19 protein-coding genes are annotated in these 19,584 nt (G+C 66.8%); 6 read left to right on the top strand and 13 right to left on the bottom strand.

Going from position 1 to position 19,584, the window contains the following annotated elements; all coding sequences use genetic code 11:
- Positions 1-5: 5 nt before the first annotated feature.
- From ACYVN4_RS14275 to ACYVN4_RS14260, 4 genes are all read right to left on the bottom strand, one after another.
- Complete coding sequence (locus ACYVN4_RS14275; protein ID WP_460721152.1) at positions 6-644, bottom strand: class I SAM-dependent methyltransferase; 639 nt, start codon at positions 642-644, stop codon at positions 6-8.
- Positions 641-2,575 (bottom strand): DUF6301 family protein, encoded by a 1,935-nt coding sequence (locus tag ACYVN4_RS14270; RefSeq protein ID WP_460721150.1) that lies wholly within the window; start codon positions 2,573-2,575, stop codon positions 641-643. Before ACYVN4_RS14270 ends, ACYVN4_RS14275 begins: the two co-directional genes overlap by 4 nt.
- 136 nt (positions 2,576-2,711) lie before the next feature.
- Positions 2,712-4,595, bottom strand: a complete 1,884-nt coding sequence (locus ACYVN4_RS14265; RefSeq protein WP_460722659.1) for a CocE/NonD family hydrolase — start codon at positions 4,593-4,595, stop codon at positions 2,712-2,714.
- A gap of 82 nt (positions 4,596-4,677) precedes the next feature.
- Positions 4,678-5,040 carry a MerR family transcriptional regulator gene (locus tag ACYVN4_RS14260; RefSeq protein WP_460721148.1) on the bottom strand — a complete coding sequence of 121 codons (363 nt, stop codon included), beginning with the start codon at positions 5,038-5,040 and terminating at the stop codon, positions 4,678-4,680.
- A gap of 84 nt (positions 5,041-5,124) precedes the next feature.
- On the opposite strand from ACYVN4_RS14260, the gene ACYVN4_RS14255 reads away from it, so the two are divergent.
- Both ACYVN4_RS14255 and ACYVN4_RS14250 read left to right on the top strand, forming a co-directional pair.
- Positions 5,125-5,910 carry an amidohydrolase family protein gene (locus ACYVN4_RS14255; protein WP_460721146.1) on the top strand — a complete coding sequence of 262 codons (786 nt, stop codon included), beginning with the start codon at positions 5,125-5,127 and terminating at the stop codon, positions 5,908-5,910.
- A 195-nt stretch (positions 5,911-6,105) separates the two neighbouring features.
- Entirely contained in the window at positions 6,106-7,167 is a 1,062-nt protein-coding gene (locus ACYVN4_RS14250; protein ID WP_460721144.1) for an alpha/beta hydrolase, read from the top strand.
- A gap of 5 nt (positions 7,168-7,172) precedes the next feature.
- On the opposite strand, the gene ACYVN4_RS14245 is transcribed toward ACYVN4_RS14250, so the two are convergent.
- The gene (locus ACYVN4_RS14245; protein WP_460721142.1) at positions 7,173-8,072 is read right to left on the bottom strand and encodes a LysR family transcriptional regulator; all 900 of its coding nucleotides are present in this window, start codon (positions 8,070-8,072) and stop codon (positions 7,173-7,175) included.
- Positions 8,073-8,189: 117 nt separating this feature from the next.
- On the opposite strand from ACYVN4_RS14245, the gene ACYVN4_RS14240 reads away from it, so the two are divergent.
- Entirely contained in the window at positions 8,190-8,591 is a 402-nt protein-coding gene (locus ACYVN4_RS14240) for a carboxymuconolactone decarboxylase family protein (protein ID WP_460721140.1), read from the top strand.
- Between the two features lie 11 nt (positions 8,592-8,602).
- Here ACYVN4_RS14240 and dnaB read toward each other — a convergent pair whose 3' ends face one another.
- From dnaB to rpsF, 5 genes are all read right to left on the bottom strand, one after another.
- Complete coding sequence (gene dnaB / locus ACYVN4_RS14235) at positions 8,603-11,248, bottom strand: replicative DNA helicase (protein WP_460721138.1); 2,646 nt, start codon at positions 11,246-11,248, stop codon at positions 8,603-8,605.
- Positions 11,249-11,865: 617 nt separating this feature from the next.
- The gene (gene rplI / locus ACYVN4_RS14230; RefSeq protein ID WP_379358918.1) at positions 11,866-12,321 is read right to left on the bottom strand and encodes a 50S ribosomal protein L9; all 456 of its coding nucleotides are present in this window, start codon (positions 12,319-12,321) and stop codon (positions 11,866-11,868) included.
- Between the two features lie 17 nt (positions 12,322-12,338).
- Entirely contained in the window at positions 12,339-12,608 is a 270-nt protein-coding gene (gene rpsR / locus ACYVN4_RS14225) for a 30S ribosomal protein S18 (protein WP_120739213.1), read from the bottom strand.
- A 62-nt stretch (positions 12,609-12,670) separates the two neighbouring features.
- Positions 12,671-13,237, bottom strand: coding sequence for a single-stranded DNA-binding protein (locus ACYVN4_RS14220; RefSeq protein WP_460721135.1), 567 nt, complete (start codon positions 13,235-13,237; stop codon positions 12,671-12,673).
- Positions 13,238-13,357: 120 nt separating this feature from the next.
- Positions 13,358-13,648, bottom strand: coding sequence for a 30S ribosomal protein S6 (rpsF, locus tag ACYVN4_RS14215; protein ID WP_379358914.1), 291 nt, complete (start codon positions 13,646-13,648; stop codon positions 13,358-13,360).
- A gap of 173 nt (positions 13,649-13,821) precedes the next feature.
- Between rpsF and ACYVN4_RS14210 the strand changes: the two genes are divergently transcribed.
- Positions 13,822-15,237 (top strand): glycosyltransferase family 87 protein, encoded by a 1,416-nt coding sequence (locus tag ACYVN4_RS14210; protein WP_460721133.1) that lies wholly within the window; start codon positions 13,822-13,824, stop codon positions 15,235-15,237.
- Here ACYVN4_RS14210 and ACYVN4_RS14205 read toward each other — a convergent pair.
- Positions 15,139-15,699: a CGNR zinc finger domain-containing protein gene (locus ACYVN4_RS14205; RefSeq protein WP_460721131.1), complete on the bottom strand. Its 561-nt coding sequence runs from the start codon at positions 15,697-15,699 to the stop codon at positions 15,139-15,141. The two genes, ACYVN4_RS14210 and ACYVN4_RS14205, sit on opposite strands and share 99 nt — an antisense overlap.
- A gap of 85 nt (positions 15,700-15,784) precedes the next feature.
- On the opposite strand from ACYVN4_RS14205, the gene ACYVN4_RS14200 reads away from it, so the two are divergent.
- Entirely contained in the window at positions 15,785-16,738 is a 954-nt protein-coding gene (locus ACYVN4_RS14200) for a DMT family transporter (protein WP_460721129.1), read from the top strand.
- A gap of 17 nt (positions 16,739-16,755) precedes the next feature.
- Positions 16,756-17,709 (top strand): DUF389 domain-containing protein, encoded by a 954-nt coding sequence (locus ACYVN4_RS14195; RefSeq protein ID WP_460721127.1) that lies wholly within the window; start codon positions 16,756-16,758, stop codon positions 17,707-17,709.
- A gap of 1 nt (position 17,710) precedes the next feature.
- Here the strand turns inward: ACYVN4_RS14195 and ACYVN4_RS14190 are convergent, their stop codons facing one another.
- Positions 17,711-18,829: a DUF475 domain-containing protein gene (locus ACYVN4_RS14190; RefSeq protein ID WP_460721125.1), complete on the bottom strand. Its 1,119-nt coding sequence runs from the start codon at positions 18,827-18,829 to the stop codon at positions 17,711-17,713.
- A gap of 104 nt (positions 18,830-18,933) precedes the next feature.
- Positions 18,934-19,509: a TerD family protein gene (locus ACYVN4_RS14185; protein WP_460721123.1), complete on the bottom strand. Its 576-nt coding sequence runs from the start codon at positions 19,507-19,509 to the stop codon at positions 18,934-18,936.
- Positions 19,510-19,584: the final 75 nt, after the last annotated feature.

The raw sequence follows: 19,584 nt of genomic DNA, 5'->3' as shown, positions 1-19,584 counted from the left end.
AGCGCTCAGACTCTGACGGCCAGCACGTTGCCGTGCGGGGTGCGCTCATTGGCGCGCGCCTCCCGGCTGAGCGTGGCGACGGCGCGGAAACCGTTGGCCGCCAGCGTCTCCGCGAAGGTGGCGGGCGCCCAACGGTAGGCGAGTGCGACCTTGTGGTCGTACTCGGTGATACCGGTGGGCTCATCGGTGGCCTGGAAGCCGAACAGGGCGTGCCCGCCGGGCCGCACCACCCGTGCGAGCTCGGTCAGCACCTCCGGAATCCGCTGCGGCGGAATGTGAATCACGGAATACCAGGCCACCAGCCCGGCCAGTGCGGCATCGGCGAACGGCAGTCGTTCCATCGGGCCGACCTCGAAGGAAAGCTCGGGGAACTCCGCCCGCGCCAGCCGAATCATCTCCGGCGACAGGTCGATTCCGGATACCTCGAATCCGGCGGCGGCCAGGTGCGCGGTCACTCGGCCGGGCCCGCACCCGATGTCGGCGACCGGGCCGGGACCGCTCTCGGCGACCAGTTGCGCGAAGGCGTCGATCATGCCCCGGTCGAAGGGATTCTCGAGCAGCTGCCGGTGGATGAAATCGGCGTACTGCTCGGCCACCTCGTCATAGGCGGCCCGGGTGACACCCATGTCTTCTGTCTCGATCACCCTTCGACCTTAGGCGCGGCGACGCCCCCGATCGACCCCGTGGACGGCGACCGCACCGGCTGATCCAAACCATCCAGCAATACCCGCAGCTGGCCCTGCGTCGGCAGCAGGGTGCGCAGCGGCAGCACCGCGAGCCGTGCCAGGCGGCGTAGCTCACGCGGCAGAGCTGGCAGGCCGATCTCGATGCGCCACAACGGATACCGATGATCGGGATGCTGCCAGCCGTCACGCAGCATGAACTTCAGCACGCGCGGCGACAGGGCGCGGGCGGTGGCGCTGGCCAATTCCAGGCGCAGCAGCTCACCGTGGCGGTCGATGCGCGCGCGATGCGGTTCCCCGGCGTCCACCGTGAGCTGCCCGGCCTCGCTGAGATCGGTGATGAGCGCGGCCAATTCGTCGAAGAACTGCGCCCATTCGCGTTCGCGCGCCCGGTGCGCGGCCCGCTGCTGCTCGATGATGAGGCGCCGGTCGCGGTCGGTCGCGGGCACCAGGTGCAGTTCCACCGTGTCCGCGTCGGTGACCACCCCCAGCGTGAGTTGCGCGTCCGGCCAGGCCGGTCCGTGCACCTGGCCCAGCACCCCGTAGCGGGGCAGGCCGAATTCGGCGCGGAACCCGTCCACCGCGCGGGCGTGCGCGGCGGTGCGCTGCTCGCGCACCTCGTCGGGCAGGCCCTCGTCGTAGAGGAAGGACTCGATGCTGTCGCTGAGGGTGAGGCAGACGGCCTCCAGCCGATCCCCGTCGAAGCAGAAGCGGGCGCGCGGATCGTCCACGGTCAGCTCGGTGTCGACCCAGACCGTGCGCTCCCCGGCGACGGTGTCGTGCACCGGTTTCCAGCCCACCGCCGCGGTGAAGGCGGTGAGATCGGCGCGCGTCCAGGTCCAGTCGAAGGTGCGGGCCGCGCGGGCGACCTCGATTCCGGCGGGCACGTCCACCCGCAGCGGACCGGCGTCGAAGTCGTAGGTGGCGTGGCGGCGCAGGAATTCGGCGCGCTGGGTGCGGGAGGTGGGATGCGGCGGAATGCCCAGGGGCGCCACGTCCAGGTCCGCGCCGCCCTCCACCCAGGCGTCGGCCACCAGTTCGGTGATCGCGGTGACGCCGACCGTGCGCAGGGTGTCCACGATGCGCAGGGCCAGGCCGCTCATGGCCGCGGGGCCCGCGCGCCGCGAGAGGGTGCGGGTCCAGTTCGCCTCGCGCGGCGGGGTCCAGCCCTGGTCGAGCAGTTGCTGTTCGAGTTGCGGGGTGTAGCGCCAGGTCGGGTCGATGAATTCGCTGCGGGCCAGCTCGCCGGTCAATTGTTCGGCGTCGGCGTCGAATTGGATGAATCGGCCGCCCGCCGCGGTGAGCACCAGCCGCGCCTCCACCGGCAGCGTTTCCAGGAAACCGGCCAGGCTTTCGGCGAAGCGGATCCAGCCGCCGGCGGCGGCGCGGCGGCGGGCGGCCTCGTGGCGGCGTTCCATCCAATACCGCTGGGCGGTCGGATTGACCAGCAGCAGGTCTACGGTGTCGACGCCGATGGTCAAGCCCGCGAACACATTCGCGAAGCGCCAGCCCGCGCCCTCGGACGGCCCGGCGTCGGCGCTCTCGGGCTCACCCCAATGCTCGGTGAACACGCCGGTGACGCGGGCGAGCGCGGCTTCGAGGAGTTCGCGGCTGCCGAAGTCGGCCGGGGCCGGGCAGTCGGAGATGGTGATGCGCACGTGGTCGAGGCCGCGTTCGCTGCCCCAGAACATGGCGGTGTCCCACCACACCGACAGGCCGGTGCGGGAGAAGACGGGGCCGTCGCGGAGGGTGCCGACCGGTTGCGGACTGCTCCAGCCGACCAGTCGGGAGAATTCGGCGACATTTCCGGAGCCCCAGCGCCAGCCGAACCCGGCTGCCGCTCTGACGATCTCGACCGCACCAGCGGTATCGACACGCACCTCGAAACCCACCCCGCGACACTAAACCGGGTCGGCGTGCCGGGACACCTTCCGGCCCCGATTAGTCTGTAGGCGGCCGGTGCTTCCCGAACAGGGGCGGACAATCCTCGGGAGGCCCCGGCCACGGTCATCCTGCGACGCGAAAGTGTCAATGCGCCATCGGGAATCGTGAACTTCCCGCGTCGCCCGCCGGAATGATGGGCAACACCACCGCCGACGGATGCTCCGGATCGTGATAGATCGTCTGCGTCGCCACCTGCGTAGTCGTACTCGCGCCGAAGGGGTCACCGGTATTCGGATTGGGCGCGAACTGCGGGAAATCGCTGCTCGAGACCTCGACGCGAATCTTCGACCCGGCCGGGACCAGATAGCTCGTCGGCCAGATGTCGATCGAATACTTGTAGGGCTGCCCGGGCACGATCGGTGTCGGATGCTCCAGTGAATCCCGGAACGCGGCGCGAATGATGCCGTTGTTCAGATTCACGGTGGAGCCGTCCGGGGCCACCGCGACCAGTTTCGCGGTGAAATCCGTGTCGGTCGCCGTCGAGGCCGCCCACAGCGTCAGCCGGATCGGGCCGGTGAGTTCGGTATCCGAGGGCAGCGCCGCCGTCGTGTAGGTCAGCACATCCGAACGCTGCTCCACCACGAACTGATCCACCGGCCCCTGCGGACCCGTCGACGCGCCGCAGCAGGAATGCCCGCCCGCGCTGGGCACCGGGTTCAACGGGTCGTAGTCGTAGCGATCCGGCTGCTGCGGGTCCTTCGGAGCATCGGCGGTGAGCTGACCGACGCGGCCCTGCGCGGCATTACCGCCATTGCCGGACAGGTAGTAGGTGGTCCACTGGGTATTCGGCAACGGCCACGCCGACGCCGACTTCCACTTGTTCGCGCCCATCAGGAAGTAGTCGACCACCGGCTTGCCGGAAACCTTGTTGTCCTTGCCCTTCAGGAAATGGTCGTACCAGGCCAGCATGAGGTCGTTGATCGGACTGTTCCCGGCCTCGCCCGAGGCGGCCAGCATCGGCGTCTCGACATTGCTGCCCGGCCGCCCCCACCCGACGTGATCCCACGGACCCAACACCAGCCGCTGCCCGGCCCGCGCCTCCGGGGTGCCGCCGTTCGCCACCATGCCCGCGAAATTCTCGGTGCCACCGGCCAGGAACGCGTCGTACCAGCCCTCGAAATCCAGTACGGGGACTTTTACATTCGCGTACCGATCGCGAATGCTCCACTGCTTCCAGTAGTCATCGCGAGTCGGATGCTTTATCCAGTCGTAGAACCACGGCGCGACCGCCGGATCCCCCGGGTGCAGCGGCGGAAACTGCTGGTACGGGCGGAAACCCAGCCAGCGCGTGAAATCCGCGCCATCCGCCGCCAACTGCTTGGCGGTCCCGGTGTCGCCCCGATTGAGCGCCGCGCTCGCCCCAATGGTCTCCATCGCCCACGGCTCCACGAACGCCAGCCGGAACGCGCCACCCTCGTAATTCCAGCCGTCGTAATAATCCGAAGCGGTATTGGCCGGAACGATCGTGGTCAGATGCGGCGGTGCGCCCACGGCCGCAAGCCATTGCGTCGCACCGACATACGACGACCCGTACATCCCGACCTTGCCATTGGATCCATCCAGCCCGGCCGCCCACTCCACCGAGTCATAGCCGTCGTTCATGTCATTGGTGAACTCGCTGAACGTGCCGCCGGACTGCCCCTGCCCCCGAATGTCCTGCACCACAACCAGATAACACTGTGATGCGAACCAATCCGGCGTCTGATACCGGAACGGCTGAATCTGCGCCGCCGCCTTCCCGTACTGCGTGCGCATGAGAATCACCGGCACCGCATCCGCCGTCTTCGGTTTGTACACATCGGCTTTCAATACCGTGCCATCGCGCATGGTGGCAGCCACATTCTCCTGCTTGTCCACCGCACACGACCCCCGCCCGCCCGACGGCGGCCAACTCCCCGCCTGCGGACTCTGCCCCTTCCCGCCGCTCCCGCAACCCGCTGCGATCAGGGCCGCCGAGGCCACCACCACCCCAACCCGAACCATCCGACCGTGTCCGCTCCCACTACGGCTCATTGATCGACGGTAACCCCGCCGCGGGGCGTAATGATCGCTAATCGGGCAAAGCGGGTCGATCCCACCGTGCCAGTTCGGCGGTCAACAACGATCGCGTGCGTGCCAACGACATCAGCTCCCGATCCAGGTCGGCGACCTCATCGGCCAAACGACGACGCGCATGCGGACAGCCACCCAACTGCCCGTCCGCGGCGAAACACGGCAGCAGGGAGGCGATCGCGGCCAGATCCAATCCCACCGCCAGCAATGCCCGAATCCGGCGCACGCGTTCGACACTCGACTCCGGGAAGTCCCGGTAGCCGTTGCCGCGGCGACCGGCCTCGAGCAAGCCGCTGCGGTCGTAGTGGCGCAGCGCGCGGGCACTCGCGCCGGTGCGTTGCGACAGCTCGCTGATCAGCATCGATGCCCTTCGTCTTGACCTTGACTCCAATGTCAACGTTTAGCGTCGGGCCGCCGCCGCTCATTCCCGGAACGAAGGAACGCCATGGTCACCGATGTACACGCGCACGTCACCGTCGACACCGCCGCGCAATTGGCGCGCGCCGCGGCAGCGGGGGTGGACAGGACGGTCTTGCTGTCCACTCGCGTCCACCCCGAACAGGCGCACACCCTCGCGGAGGTGCGAGCCGAATTCGCCAGGCTCACAGCGGTTGTCGGGGGCGCGGCCGCCGCCGAGGACGAGGTGCGGGCGGCCATGGGCGAGGTGGTGCGTGCGCTGGACGCGCATCCCGGGGCGGCGATCGGGTTCGCGAGCATGCCATCGGCGCTGCCGGTCGAACGCCTCGGCGCGTGGTTCGAGCCCTTCCTGGCGCGGCCCGATATCGTCGGGATCGGTGAGATCACTCCCCCGCCCGGGCAGGCGGCGCGCATCGAACCGGTGCTGGCGGTCAGCGCGGAGTACGGCGGGCTGCCGGTGCTGGTGCACGGGTTCGCGCCCAATACCCTCGAGGATCTGCGCACCTATGCCGAACTGGCCGCCCGCTATTCTTCGGTTCCCTTGATCGTGGGCGCGCTCGGCGGGTTTCATGCGCTGGATCTGGTGGAACTGGCTGCGGCGCGGCGCAACCTGTACCTGGATCTGTCCAGTGCGTTGCAGGTCTTCGCGGTCTCCGCGGCCGCACGGGAAGTTCCTGATCAATGCCTGTTCGGCTCGAACACGCCGTATGGGGATGTGGTGGCCGCGCGGCACACCGTCGAGGCCGCCATTGCGGATCCGGCGGTGCGAACCCTGGTTCTGGGAGACAACTTTCAACGAATTCTTGCGGGCTGACCTGGGGTGGAGCGCCAATCGTGAAGATCATCGCTAATTTTCGGCAACGAAATCGAGGAACCGGACGATAGGTACATCAGCGAGCGTGACGACGGGAACTGCCCCCGTCGTCGCGCCCGCTTTTCGCCCGGTTCGGGGACCGGTTCCGGATAGCCCTGCGGTCTCACGGCCACACGAGCGAAAGGATCGGAATCGATGGAATCGATTCGCGGAAAATCGAATTCGACAGGCCGCGGTGCAGGACTCTCACGCCGCACCGTGCTGGCGTCCGCCATGGCCCTGGCCGCACCGCTGCTGATCTCCGTAACCGGAGGCGGCGCAACGGCATCCGCCGCGTTCGACCCGGCCGCCTTCGACTTCTGGGTCGACTCGGCGACCATGGGCCCCATCAAGACCCGCGTGCTGCGCGCCGCGGACGGCAATACCAACCGTGTGGTCTACGCCCTGGACGGCATGCGCGCCCGGGAAGACCTCAGCGGCTGGGAGATCGAAACCAATGTCGCCGAGGCCATGGCCGCGGCCAACATCAACGTGGTGATGCCGGTCGGCGGCCAGTCCAGCTTCTACGCCGACTGGAATGCCCCCAGCTCCTTCTTCGGCATCCCACCCGGCACCGGCTCCGCCAACACCGGCTCCGGCGCCACCGACGCCCTCTCCGGCGGCCCCGGCAAGAGCTACCGCTACACCTGGGAAACCTTCCTCACCAACGACCTGCGCTGGGCGCTGCGCGACCGCCTGGGCTTCAACCCCAACCGCAACGGCGTCTTCGGCCTCTCCACGGGCGGGTCGGCGGCCCTCACCCTGGCCGCCTACCACCCCGACCAGTTCTCCTTCGCCGGAGCGTTCTCCGGCTACCTCAACAACTCGGCCCCGGGCATGCGAGAAGCCATCCGGCTGGCCATGATCGACGCCGGCGGCTACAACGTCGATTCCATGGCCCCGCCCTGGGGTCCGCAGTGGTTGCACATGGACCCCTTCGTCTTCGCACCCCAACTGGTCGCCAATCGCACCCGCCTCTACATCGCCGCGGCCAGCGGTCGTCCCACCGCCATGGACGGACCCAATATGGGCACCGTCAACGGCATGGCCTTGGAAGCGTTGGCGCTGGTCAACACTCGGGCCTTCCAGGTCCGCATGAGCACCCTGGGCGCCGACAACGTCGACTACTCCTTCCCGGTATACGGCATTCACGCCTGGAACACCTGGCAGGACGAGGCCTATCGCATGCTCCCCGCCCTCTCCGCCAACATCGGCTGACGCCTTCAGGAGTGCGACGAGACCTCTTGGCTGTGCTGCGCGAGTACGTCGTGGAACCGGGCTACCAGGGGGCTCGGATCGCCCGTGCGCCACGCGACATAGAGGGACGTGGAGGTGTCGGCGAGCGGTCTCGGCGCTACCCCGACGCGGCGTAGCGCACGGTGGGAGTCGGCCAGGACGGCGGCACCGAAGCCAGCGGCCACCAAGGCCAGAAGCGTTTGGGCACTACGGCCTTCGGCGCCGATGCGCGGAACCACATCGGCTCGATGGCAGAGCGCGATGATCTCGTCGTAGGAACGGGAGGAGACTTCGCGCGGCCAGATGACCAACGGGATCTGGCCCAGTGCGGACAGCGGCGCCGGTCCGGCCGCATGGGCGAGCGGATGGGCGGCGGGCAGGAACATGGTCATCGGTTCCGTCCACCACACCCGGGTCGCCAACCGGGAGTCACGCGCGGGCAGACGCTGCACGGCGATGTCGTAGCGGCCGTCGAGGACGCCCGCGGACATCTCCGCATCACTGAAACTCTCCTCGAGCCGCAGGTCCACCCCGGACAGTTCCCGGCGCAACCTGCCCAGCACCGCCCCGAGCGGCCCATTGATGCCGGATCCGGCGAAGGCAATGGTCAGCCGCCCGGTCATCCCCTGCGCGGCCAGCCGCACATCCTCCAGCGCGGCATCCGCTTCGGCCAGCACGGCGGCACCCCGGCGCGCCAGGGCAGCTCCCGCCGCGGTCGGCGTCAGCCCCCGCCCCTCCCGCTCGAAAAGCGCTACCCCGAGCCGTCTTTCGAGATCGCGCAGCTGTCTGCTCAAGGTCGGCTGGGTCACGTGCAGGCGTCGCGCCGCACCGCTGACCGAGCCCTCCTCGGCGATCGCGACCACATAGCCGAGCAGTCGAAGCTCCATCGATCCATACCTCCCAAGCATGGGAAGCATAGCTACCGATGCCTGTAGGGCTGATCAGCCCCGTCGGTACGCGACAGTTGAACAGTCACACCGACCGACCAGCTCCAAGGAGAAATCATGAACCGCGAACAGCGCTACACCCACGGCCTCGACGTCCTCAACCGCGTCGACGGCGAAGCCGGCCAACGCATCGTCGCCTCCCTCGCCGACACCTCCCCCGAACTCGGCCACCAGGTAGTCGCCTGGGCCTTCGGCGACATGTACGACCGCCCCGAACTCGCCCCCCGCGACCGCCAACTGGTCACCCTCGGCATCCTCTCCGCCCTGGGCGGCTGCGAAATCGAACTAGACGTCCACATCAACGCCGCCCTCAACGTCGGCCTAACCCCCACCGAAATCTCAGAAGCCTTGCTCCACACCGCCGTCTACGCCGGCATGCCCCGCTCCATCAACGCCACCCTCGTCGCCAAAAAGGTCTTCACCGAACGCAACCTCCTCCCCCTGACCAACGTCTCCTGACCCGAATGCGATCAGCCGCGGGCCATATCGACGAAGCGGCTCAAGTGCAGCTGGTGCGCGACGGTGATCGTTGCGGTCGGGCCGTTTCGGTGTTTGCCGAGAATGAGATCCGCTTCGCCGCCGCGCGGATCATCTCGTTCGAAAGCGTCGGGTCGGTGCAGCAGGATGACCATGTCCGCGTCCTGCTCGAGGCTGCCCGATTCGCGAAGATCGCTAACCATGGGGCGTTTGTCTGTTCGCTGTTCGGGACCACGGTTGAGCTGCGAAATCGCGATGACGGGAACCTCGAGTTCCTTGGCCATCAGCTTGAGACTTCGCGAGAATTCCGAGACTTCCTGCTGGCGGGATTCGACCTTCTTGCCCGAGCTCATCAGCTGGAGGTAGTCGACCACGATGAGGCGTAGGTCGTGGCGTTGCTTGAGGCGTCGGGCCTTTGCTCGGATTTCCATCATGGTGAGGTTCGGGGAATCGTCCACGAAGAGCGGGGCTTCCGAGATCTCGCTCATGCGGCGGGCGAGTTTGGTCCAGTCGTCGTCGCTCATGCGGCCTGAACGCATATCGCCCAGTTTGATTTTCGCCTCGGCGGAGAGGAGACGCATGACGATTTCGGTGCGGCTCATTTCCAAGGAGAAGATGACGCTGGCCATGCCGTGCTTGATGGAGCAGCTGCGCATGAAGTCCATACCCAATGTGGAGTTGTGGGTGGGGATCATGGCACGGCCGGCGAGATACAGGTGGTCGGAGTTGTCCACCTCTACGCAGCGGACCGGGACACTGGGGATAGGGCGGACGTCGACAATGAAGCGGGAACCGGAGCGTGATGTGTTGGTCGCGCCACGACGCTTCTTGTGCAGCAGTTCTTTACGGCTGAGGCCGAATACCTCGTCTTCGGTGGCGAAGGTGAGGGTATAGGCGGTCGATGTCTCCTCGGTCCGGCCAGGGACTCGTTTGGTCGAAAGCTGAACGCGGTAGCCGAGGCTCACGATCAGCTCTTCGGCATCGTGAGCCAACTGCCGGCTGGTGACCGCGAACTGGACGGAGCCGCCATTGGTGACGGTGCCGTCCGTGTCGAGCAGGCCCGCTAGCAGTGCACGTCGCTGTGTCTCCGAGCTACGCAGGTACTCGGCGGGAATCTGCTTGTCGCCGAGCACACCAAGGGTGCGCAGCCGAGCTTGAACGCTACCGATGGCGTGACGGCAGGTCTGGCACAGGCGCAGTCCGATGGAGGGGCCGCCGCACTGCGGGCAGGTCGGTGCGGGCACCGGATCGGAGATGAAACGAGCCTTGCCGCCGCAGGATCGACCGCAGGTACGAACTTCGCTGGTGAAGGGGATGAACTCCGCGCCGCAGACCACACAATCGCGGGGCTCGACCGGATCATCGTCCGGCAGCCGCAGGCTGTAGCGCAGCGGCGCGGAATCCGACTGCGTCGCAACGATTCCCTCGTTCTCGATGCGATGGATGATCTCCGGATCGGCGGAGGTGATCTGCGCGCACGCCGAGGTGCCGTCACCCAGCCACGCACCCAATGTGTAAGGGGGCACGAGCAATTCGCGCTCGGGCAATTGCAAGGCTGCGGTGTTCACCACAGAATGATTGAGCCGCCGGTCCGCAGTTTTGCAGCGTACGGTTGCCGCGATATCGGCGGTTGTACGGACTTCGGCGAAGGTCTTCTGATTTCGGTACCTGTTGTATCCGATGGCAGCTTGCTGCGCGGACCGGCGTGAGGCCCGCGTCTCGGTGAGCCACTGATGTTGCTCGTCCGCGACGATCACAGTGCCGTCGGAGAATTCGACCTCATAGCAAGGCCGCTCGGCCATGACATCGGTTGCTGCGACCACACGGGTCGGATGTCCCTGGGCGTCCAACAGTTCGTCGCCGACCTGGACTTCGCCCATGGTGGTCCAGCCGGTCGGGGTGGGCATCGGGGTGTCGAGAGCGAGCGCTTTACCCACACCAGGTCGAGCCGCGACGATGATCATCTGGCCGGGGTGGAGGCCGTTGGTGATTTCGTCTAGTTCGGTGAAACCTGTTGGGACGCCTAGGGAGATGCCGCCTCGGCTGGCGATGGAGTCGAGTTCGTCCATCGTGGGCTGGAGGATGTCGGTGAGGGGGGCGAAGTCTTCCGAGGAGCGGCGTTCGGTGACGTCGTAGAGCTCGGCTTGGGCTCGGTCGACGACCTCGGCTACGTCTTGGCCATCGGCGCCGGCGTAGCCGTATTGGACGATGCGGGTGCCGGCCTCGACCAAACGGCGCAGGATCGCCTTCTCCGCAACGATTTCGGCGTAGTAGCCGGCGTTGGCCGCGGTGGGGACCGTTTGGGTCAGGGTGACGAGATAGGGGGCGCCGCCGATGCGCTTGAGTTCGCCCCGGCGGTCCAGGGTGGCGGCCACCGTGACGGGGTCGGCGGGTTCGCCACGGCCGTAGAGGTCGAGGATGGCCTCGTAGACGGCGTCGTGCGCGGGGCGGTAGAAGTCGCCGGGGCGGATGACCTCCACGACGTCGGCGATGGCGTCCTTGGACAGCAGCATGCCGCCGAGGACGGATTGTTCGGCGGCCATGTCGTGGGGTGGCTGGCGGCCGAAATCCTCGCCGGGGGCGTCGGGATAGCCGGAGGAGCCATGATCATCGTGGCCGCGATCGTCGACGACTGCCATGGGGGCGACCGTCCTCTCTGTTCGCGCCCGGAACGACGTGCAAGACCCGTTGTACGCCTGCGCACCGACATGTTCGGGCCGCCACGCGGAGCCGACACGCGAGTCGTGCAGGCGCGGTGGCAAACCCGTGGTGGTGGGCGCTGGGTATACGGAGTCGTGGCGACCCGGGCTGTGGTCACGACATCGAATGCGAACCTAGGCGACCGGACGGCGACCCGCCAAACCGAGCTGTGCACACACCTGTGGATAACGTGGGTATTGTTCACCAACTGTTGTGCACCCCCTGTGGAGAACTTGGGGACAACAGTCGGCGGGAGCAATCAAGACGCTGGTAGTGGTCGAATTCTCACTGTGCGTAACTGTGGATCAATTCGGTGCGGCGTGTCGCTGGACGGTAACGTCCGGGCGTGTTGGGTGAACGGACGGTCACGGACTTGTGACCCACCACACAACGAGAATGGTTGGTTTGCTTAGCAATCCACAACCCGGGCGAACACTGCGGGTCACGCAGGTCGACACCTCGCGGCGACACTCTCACGGGCACAACAGCTACCAACTGGCAAGCAAAAGAAAATCGGAGGCCACCCCACGGATGAGGTGGCCTCCGACGAACCGAATTACTCGGCGGCAGTGACCTGCAGGTCGACCTTGGCGACCACATCCGGGTGCAGATGCACCACGACACCGTGCTTACCGGTGCTCTTGATGTGCGCCTTCGGCAGCTCGATGCTGCGCTTGTCGACCACCGGGCCGCCGGCGACCTTGATGGCCGAGGCGACATCGGCGGCGGTGACCGAACCGAAGAGCTTGCCGGTGCCCGCGGTCTTGACCGACAGGGACACGCCGGACAGACCCTCGAGGGCCTGCTTCAGCTCGTTGGCGTGGTCCAGGTCGCGCACCTTACGGGCGTCCTGCGCCCGGCGAATGCCGGCGACCTGCTTCTCCGCGCCCCGGGTGGCCACGATGGCCAGGCCGCGCGGGAGCAGGAAGTTACGGCCGTAGCCGTCCTTGACTTCCACGGTGTCGCCGGGCGCACCGAGGTTGTCGACATCAGCGGTGAGGATGAGCTTCATGGCTGTGTCTTCCCTTCTCAGCGAGCGGTGGACACGTAAGGCAGCAGAGCGACCTCACGCGAGTTCTTCACGGCGACAGCGATATCGCGCTGGTGCTGGACGCAGTTGCCCGTCACCCGGCGCGCGCGGATCTTGCCACGATCGGACACGTACTTGCGCAGCAGCGCGGTGTCCTTGTAGTCGATCTTGGCGCCGGCCGTGTTGTTCTTCTTGCCGGCCTTGTCTTCCTTGCAGAAGGTGCAGGCCTTCTTCTTGAGCACCTTTTCGCGTGCCGGTGCTTTGGGCATGGTCTTTCAACTCCGTAATTTCGGGAACCCGAGCCGAGTCGGATTCCGGGCAAAGCCGTTGGTTAGAACGGCGGTTCGTCGTCCATGGGCCCGCCCCCGAAGGAGCCGGCCGCGGGGGCACTGCCCCACGGGTCGTCGCCGGCGCTCTGGCCGCCACGACCCCCACCACTGCCACCACCGGAAAAGCCGCCGCCGCCAGCGTTCTGCTGACCGCCGCCACCCTGTCCGCCACCGCCGCCGAAGCCGCCGCCACCACCGCCACGGGTGGTTTTGTTGACCTTCGCGGTCGCGTACCGCAGGGAGGGACCGACCTCGTCGACCTCGAGCTCGACGACCGTGCGCTTCTCACCCTCGCGGGTTTCGTAGGAGCGCTGCTTGAGTCGTCCGCTCACGATCACTCGCGAGCCTCGGGTCAGACTCTCAGCGACATTCTCCGCAGCTTCACGCCAGATGTTGCAGCGCAGAAAAAGCGCCTCGCCGTCTTTCCATTCATTGGTATTACGGTCGAACACACGGGGAGTCGACGCGACCGTGAAGTTCGCGACGGCCGCTCCCGCGGGCGTGAATCGAAGCTCGGGGTCAGCCGTCAGATTTCCGATGACGGTGATGACCGTGTCGCCTTGGGCCATGGTTCCTCCTGCTTTCCGGTGCAGTCCGCAACTCGCTCCGCGCCTTCGAAGGCACGGTTTGCCAGTCAGCCTAGAGATAGGGACCGACGGTTTACGAGCGACGTTGCGGGAGGACTGGACTTACTTCTTGTCGAGTCGCAGCACCTTGGTGCGCAACACCGACTCGTTCAGACCCAGCTGGCGATCGAGTTCGCTCACGGTCGCGGGCTCGGCGGTCAGGGTGACGACCGCGTAGATGCCCTCGGCCTGCTTGGCGATCTCGTAGGCGAGACGGCGCTTGCCCCAGATGTCGACGTTGTCGACCTTGCCGCCTTCGGACCCGACAACACCAAGCATGTTGTTCAGGTTCGGGCCGACAGTGCGCTCGTCCTGGCTCGGATCGAGAATAACCATCACTTCATAATGACGCACGGACCTCATCACCTCCTGTGGACTGTAAACGGCCCACGGACTGTCCGTGGGCAGGAGGGTTCGTTGCGTCAGCAACCCGACAAGGCTACATGAGCGGGTCCTGAGCTGCTAAATCGGGCCACTCCAAGGATTGGACAAGCGGACCCACAGACGGTCGGCTTAGGGTGGGGCGCATGTCGAACCGACCCGTCGTCAGCGAAACGGTCTCTCGCCGTCGCGATTCGGGTCGTTCGATGATCGCCATTACTTCGACGCTGGTGTGCGGCGTCACCTTGTTGCTCGGCTATCTGAACAAGGCGCGGTGCGCGGGCGGCGCGTTCGAGGAGTCCGGTCGCAGCGTCGCCTTCGACATGATCAAGGACTCGAATGTCTGCTATTCGGATATTCAGTACCTGTGGCTGGGCCGCGGCATCAACGAGCACATTTTCCCGTACTTGACCGGCGGCATCAGTCCCGACGGGCAGCTGACCGGCGGTGCGGTCGAGTATCCGGTGCTGAGCGGTCTGCTGATGTGGATCGGCGGGATCGGCTCGCATACCGACGCGGACTTCCTGCTGCATTCGGCGCTGCTGCTGGCCCCGTTCGCGCTGCTGACCGCCTATCTGCTGGCGCGCATGGCCGGTCCGGCGGCGCTGCTGTGGGCGGCCGGTCCGCCGCTGGTGCTCTATGCCTTCCACAATTGGGAACTGCCGGTCGTCGCCACCGCGGTCGCGGCGTTCTATGTGATGACGGTGCTGACCAAATACTCGCTGCGCGATCGCGCGATTGCGGCGGCGGTATTCCTGGCGATCGGCTTCTGTTTCAAGCTGTATCCCGGAATCTTCGTGCTGCCCTTGCTGATTTATGTGCTGGTCGGTGAAAATCCGTTGCGCGAGAAGCGATTCGATGTGCGTGGCGCGCTGATGGTGGCGGCCACGGCGATCGGCACGGTGGTGGCCATCAATCTGCCGTTCGCTCTTGCCGGATACGACGGCTGGCGGGCGTCGATCACCTTCCAGCAGTTGCGCCAGGCCGATATCACCACGAATTCCATCTGGTACTGGGGTTTACGCCCGCTGTACGCCAATACCCGCGCCGGGGAGATCTCCTTCCAGGACATGGTGTCGGTGGCCTCGCCGGTGCTGGTGGTGGCATCGTTCGTGCTGGCCTGCTGGCTGGGTTGGCGGCGCTGGCAGTTGGCCGGGGTGTATCCGTGGATCGGGGTCAGCGGCGCCATGCTGTGTGGATTCCTGTTGTTCCACAAGGTGCATTCGCCGCAGTACACGCTGTGGCTGATTCCGTTCCTGGTGCTGCTGGAGGTGCCGTGGAGCCTGGTCCTCACCTATCTGATGGCCGACGCCTGCATCGGGATCGGCGTCTTCCGCTATTTCTATGCCCTGGGCGCGGGGCATGACGCGGCCCTGGAACAGAACCTGGTGCAGGTCGGCGTGTGGGGCCGGGCCGCGCTGCTGGCGGTGTTCTTCTTCCTGTTCGTCGGCGCGCGGGCGCGGTCAGTGGGCCGGCTCGGTGCCGCGGGCGCGGAAAGCCTTGCTCTTGGCCCGGTTTCCGCAGACCGCCATATCGCACCACCGGCGCGAACCGCCGCGTGAGGTGTCCAGGTAGAGGCGGGTGCAGGCGTCTCGCCCGCACTCCTTGAGTCGTTCCCGATCCGGGCCGCCGAGTAGTTCGAGGGCGGAGCGGGCGATCGCCGCGAGCGCTGAATCGATTGTCCCGCTGCGTCGTACACCGCCGTCGGGCCGCAGGCTCGGTTCCGGCGGCAGCTCGCGGGCGTGCCGGTTGACCAGCCGGCGGTCGGCGTCGGCAAGGGGTGTTCCCTCCAGGGTGGCGAGCATGAGCCGCCAACCGGCTTCGCGCAACGCGAGGGCGCGGTCGAGTGCGCCCTCGCAGTCCGGCGCGGTGTCGAGGATTCCGGCGGCGACGGCCCATTCTCCCAGGTCGGCATCGGTATGCAGCCGTTCGATGAAGGTGGTGCGCCGTTCGTGTGCGGTGCCGATGAAGTTCAGCGCGAGGTTGCCGCTGACGAACAGGTGGGGGTCGGCGAAGCTGGACATGTCTTCATAGTAACCCCCTTGACAGGTTATGGGCAGAGGTGCGACGGTAGTAACCACTTAAAGCGGTTATCGGCACGGAGGAATCATGGACAACCGGCTTCTCGAAGTGGCAGGACCCCCGGCCCTCATCCTCATGTGGAGCAGCGCCTTCATCGCCGGCATCATCGGCGTCGGCGCGGCCCCGCCGATGCTGGTGCTGTTCGCCCGCTTCGGCATCGCGGCCCTGCTGCTGGTCACGTATGCGCTGCTCGCACGGACGGTCTGGCCCCGCGGCCGCATCCTGGCCCACACCCTGGTGGCCGGATTCCTCATGCAGATGGTGCAGTTCGGCGGCTTCTACTCGGCCATGCACGAGCACGTCAGCGCCGCGGTCATCTCGCTGGTGCAGGGGCTGAGCCCGATCGTGATCGCGCTGTTCGCCGGTGGCATGGGCGAATCCGTGAGCCCCCGACAGTGGCTGGGCTTCGGGGTGGGCGGCTTCGGCGTCGGCCTCGCGGTGCTCGATCAGTCCCACTTCTCGCTGGCCGGGCTGCTGCTGTGCGTGGTCGGCCTGCTCGGTCTGAGCCTGGGCACCGTCTACCAGAAGCGCTTCACCCCGGGTGTCGATCCGCGGGCGGGCACCGCGTTGCACCTGGTGATCGCCGCACCCTTCGCGGGCATCCTGGCCGTGCTGACCCACAGCTTCCACATCGCGGATCCGGCCCGCTTCGGCGGCGCCCTGGTCTGGATGGTGCTGATCAATTCCATCGGCGCGTTCCTGCTGCTCAACACCATGATGCTGCGCTGGGACACCAGCCGGGTCAGCCGCTTCTTCTTCGCCATCCCGGCCGTCACCGCGGTCATGGCGTGGCTGTTCATCGATCAGCCGTTGCGCCCCTTGACCCTGGCGGGCCTGGGCGTCGGCCTGATCGGCATGGTGCTGGCCTCGCGGCGCGCCGCGGCGAAGAGCGACACGGCCGTCGCGCCGACGACCGAAACAGCGATCGCACCGGCCGCGCCGCACCGCTTCGCGTTGCGCCGCCACGCTGTCGGCGTCTGACCCGGCAGACTGTCGGCATGCTGCACCTGCGGATTCTCTCGCCGGCCGCCATGACCGACGATGTGCTCGAACTGCTCGAGTCCGATGACGCCGTCACCGGACTCGTTGCCGTTCGCGGTGCGGCCCTGCGCCCGCCGGGCGATCTGATCACCGCGCAGCTTCCCCGCGAGGCCGCCAACCCGCTGGTGACGACCCTGCGCGAGATGCGGGTGCACCAGCTCGGCAGCATCGAGCTCGAACAGGTCGGAACCTGGTTGTCGCGCAGCGGCTTCGACGCCGAGGTCCGCACCCCGGGCAGCAGCAGTGACGCGGTGGTGTGGGCGGAGGTCGCCCAGCGCGCCTACGACGAGTCCGAGCTGAACTGGACGTATCTGAGCTTCCTGACCCTGGCCACGGTCATCGCGAGCATCGCGATCATCACCGACTCGCAGATCCTCACGGTCGGCGCGATGGTGCTGGGCCCGGAGTTCGGCCCCATCGCGGCGCTCGGGGTGGCACTGGTGCGGCGGCGATTCGTGCTGCTGCAGTTGGCACTTCGCACCCTGGTCGCCGGTTTCGTGGTGGCCATCGGGCTCACCGTCATCCTCGCGCTCATGGCCCGCGGCCTCGGCTGGATCACCCTGGACCAGGTCACCGGGCCGCGGCCGAGCACGCATTTCATCTACACGCCGGACAAGTGGTCGTTCATCGTGGCGGTGATCGCGGGCGGCGCCGGCGTGCTGTCGATCACGTCGTCGAAGTCGATCGGCCTGGCGGGGGTCTTCATCTCGGTGACCACCGTCCCCGCCGCCGGCAATATCGCACTGGGCGTGGCGTTCTGGGACGGTTCGACCGTGTGGGGCAGCGTGGCCCAGCTGCTGGTGAACGTCGCCGGGATGGCGATCGCGGGCTGGGCCACCCTGCAGATTCAGCAGACGCTGTGGTCGCGGGTGTCGCCGCGGCGGTTGTCCCGGCCGCGGCGCCTGCTCTGAATCAGCTGACGACGCTGGAGGTTTCCCGGTCCACGTCGTCCTCGTTGCTCTCCTCGGCCGCCTCGCGCCGATTGCGGATCACGCTGGAGATGAATGCCGCGCCGATGAACGCCACGCCGACCAGGCCGCTGATCACCTCGTTGACATGCACCCCGATGGTGATGAGCAGGATGACCGCCAGCGCACCGATGGCCCAGAACGCGCCGTGCTCGAGGTAGACGTACTCCGAGAGCGTGCCCTTGCGGACCAGGAACACGGTGATGGACCGGACGAACATGGCGCCGATCAGGCCCAGGCCCAACGCGATCAGGATCGGGTCGGAGGTGATGGCGAACGCGCCGATGACACCGTCGAAGGAGAACGACGCGTCGAGCACTTCCAGGTACAGGAACAGGAAGAACGCCGCCTTGCCGGTCGCCTTCACGATCCCGGATGGTCCGGCCGCGGCTTGCTCTTCGGCGTGTTCCTCGGCATGGAACATGGATCCGAGCCCGTCGACCAGGATGTAGGTCATCACGCCGAGGATGCCGGCCAGCAGCACCGTGCCGCGATCATCGTCGGCGGCAATGAATTCCGCGGCGATGACGATGGCGCCCAGGGTCATTACCACCGCGAGCATGTCGAGCTTGCCGAGCTTGGCCAGCGGGCGTTCGATCCAGCCCAGCCAGGTGACCTCGTGCTCCTCGAGAATGAAGTTGAAGAACAGCAGCAGCAGGAACGCGCCACCGAAGGCCGCGATCTGCGGATGCGCGTCGGTGAGCAGCTTCTCGTAGGAGGCGCTGCCGTCGGGGAAGGTGAGCGCGCCGTCGGCGGGCGGGTTCATGGCCAGGTCGAAGGCGCGAACCGGGTTGAGCCCGGCCGTGATCCACACGATGGCCAGCGGAAACACCAGGCGCATACCGAAAACGGCGATGACCACACCGACGGTCAGGAAGATGCGCTGCCAGAATTCGCTCATCCGCTGCAGCACGCTGGCATTGATGACCGCGTTGTCGAAGGACAGGGACACTTCGAGCACACCCAGGATGGCGCACAGCAGCAGGGCCGTGGGGCCGCCGTAGATCAGCGCCGCCAGCAGCGCCAATACGGTGACGACGATGGAGAGTCCGAATATTCGCACCGCAGTGGGCCTTTCGTTGAGGCGGGATGGGATGGGTGGCGGTCGGACACACGAAGAGGGCCCGTGCGACCGAGCCCTCTTGCGATGTCGCTGATTATCGGTACTTAGACATTGACGCCGAAGTCGCGCGCGATGCCCGCCAGGCCGGACGCGTAGCCCTGGCCGATCGCCCGGAACTTCCACTCCCCATTGTTGCGGTAGAGCTCACCGAACACCATGGCGGTTTCGGTGGAGGCGTCCTCGCTCAGGTCGTAGCGGGCCAGCTCGGCGCCGTTGGCGCGGTCCACCACCCGGATGTAGGCGTTGCGGACCTGGCCGAAGCTCTGGCCGCGGGAGTCGGCGTCGTAGATCGAGACCGGGAAGAAGATGGATTCGATGGCCGGCGGGGTGTTGGCGAGATCGATATTGATGGTCTCGTCGTCGCCCTCGCCCTCACCGGTGAGGTTGTCGCCGGTGTGCACGATGGTGCCCTCCGGGGACTGCAGGTTGTTGAAGAACACGAAGTGCTTGTCGGACAGGGCCTTCTTCTCGGCGCCGGTTGCGATGGCGCTGGCATCGAGGTCGAAGTCGGTACCCGTGGTGGTGCGGACGTCCCAGCCGAGGCCGACGGCGACCTGGGTCAGGTTCGGAGCCTGCTTGGTCAGCGAAACGTTTCCGCCCTTGGACAAACTGACACCCATTGCGGCGATCCTTCCGTTGTGAAGCGTGTGAAGCCGTTCCTTTGGTCCAACGGCGTGTCCTCTATGTCGGTTCCG

The sequence above is a fragment of the Nocardia heshunensis genome, assembly GCF_054782115.1.
The sequence above is the reverse complement of the archived record's forward strand: the minus strand, read 5'-3'. Positions and strand labels throughout refer to the sequence as shown.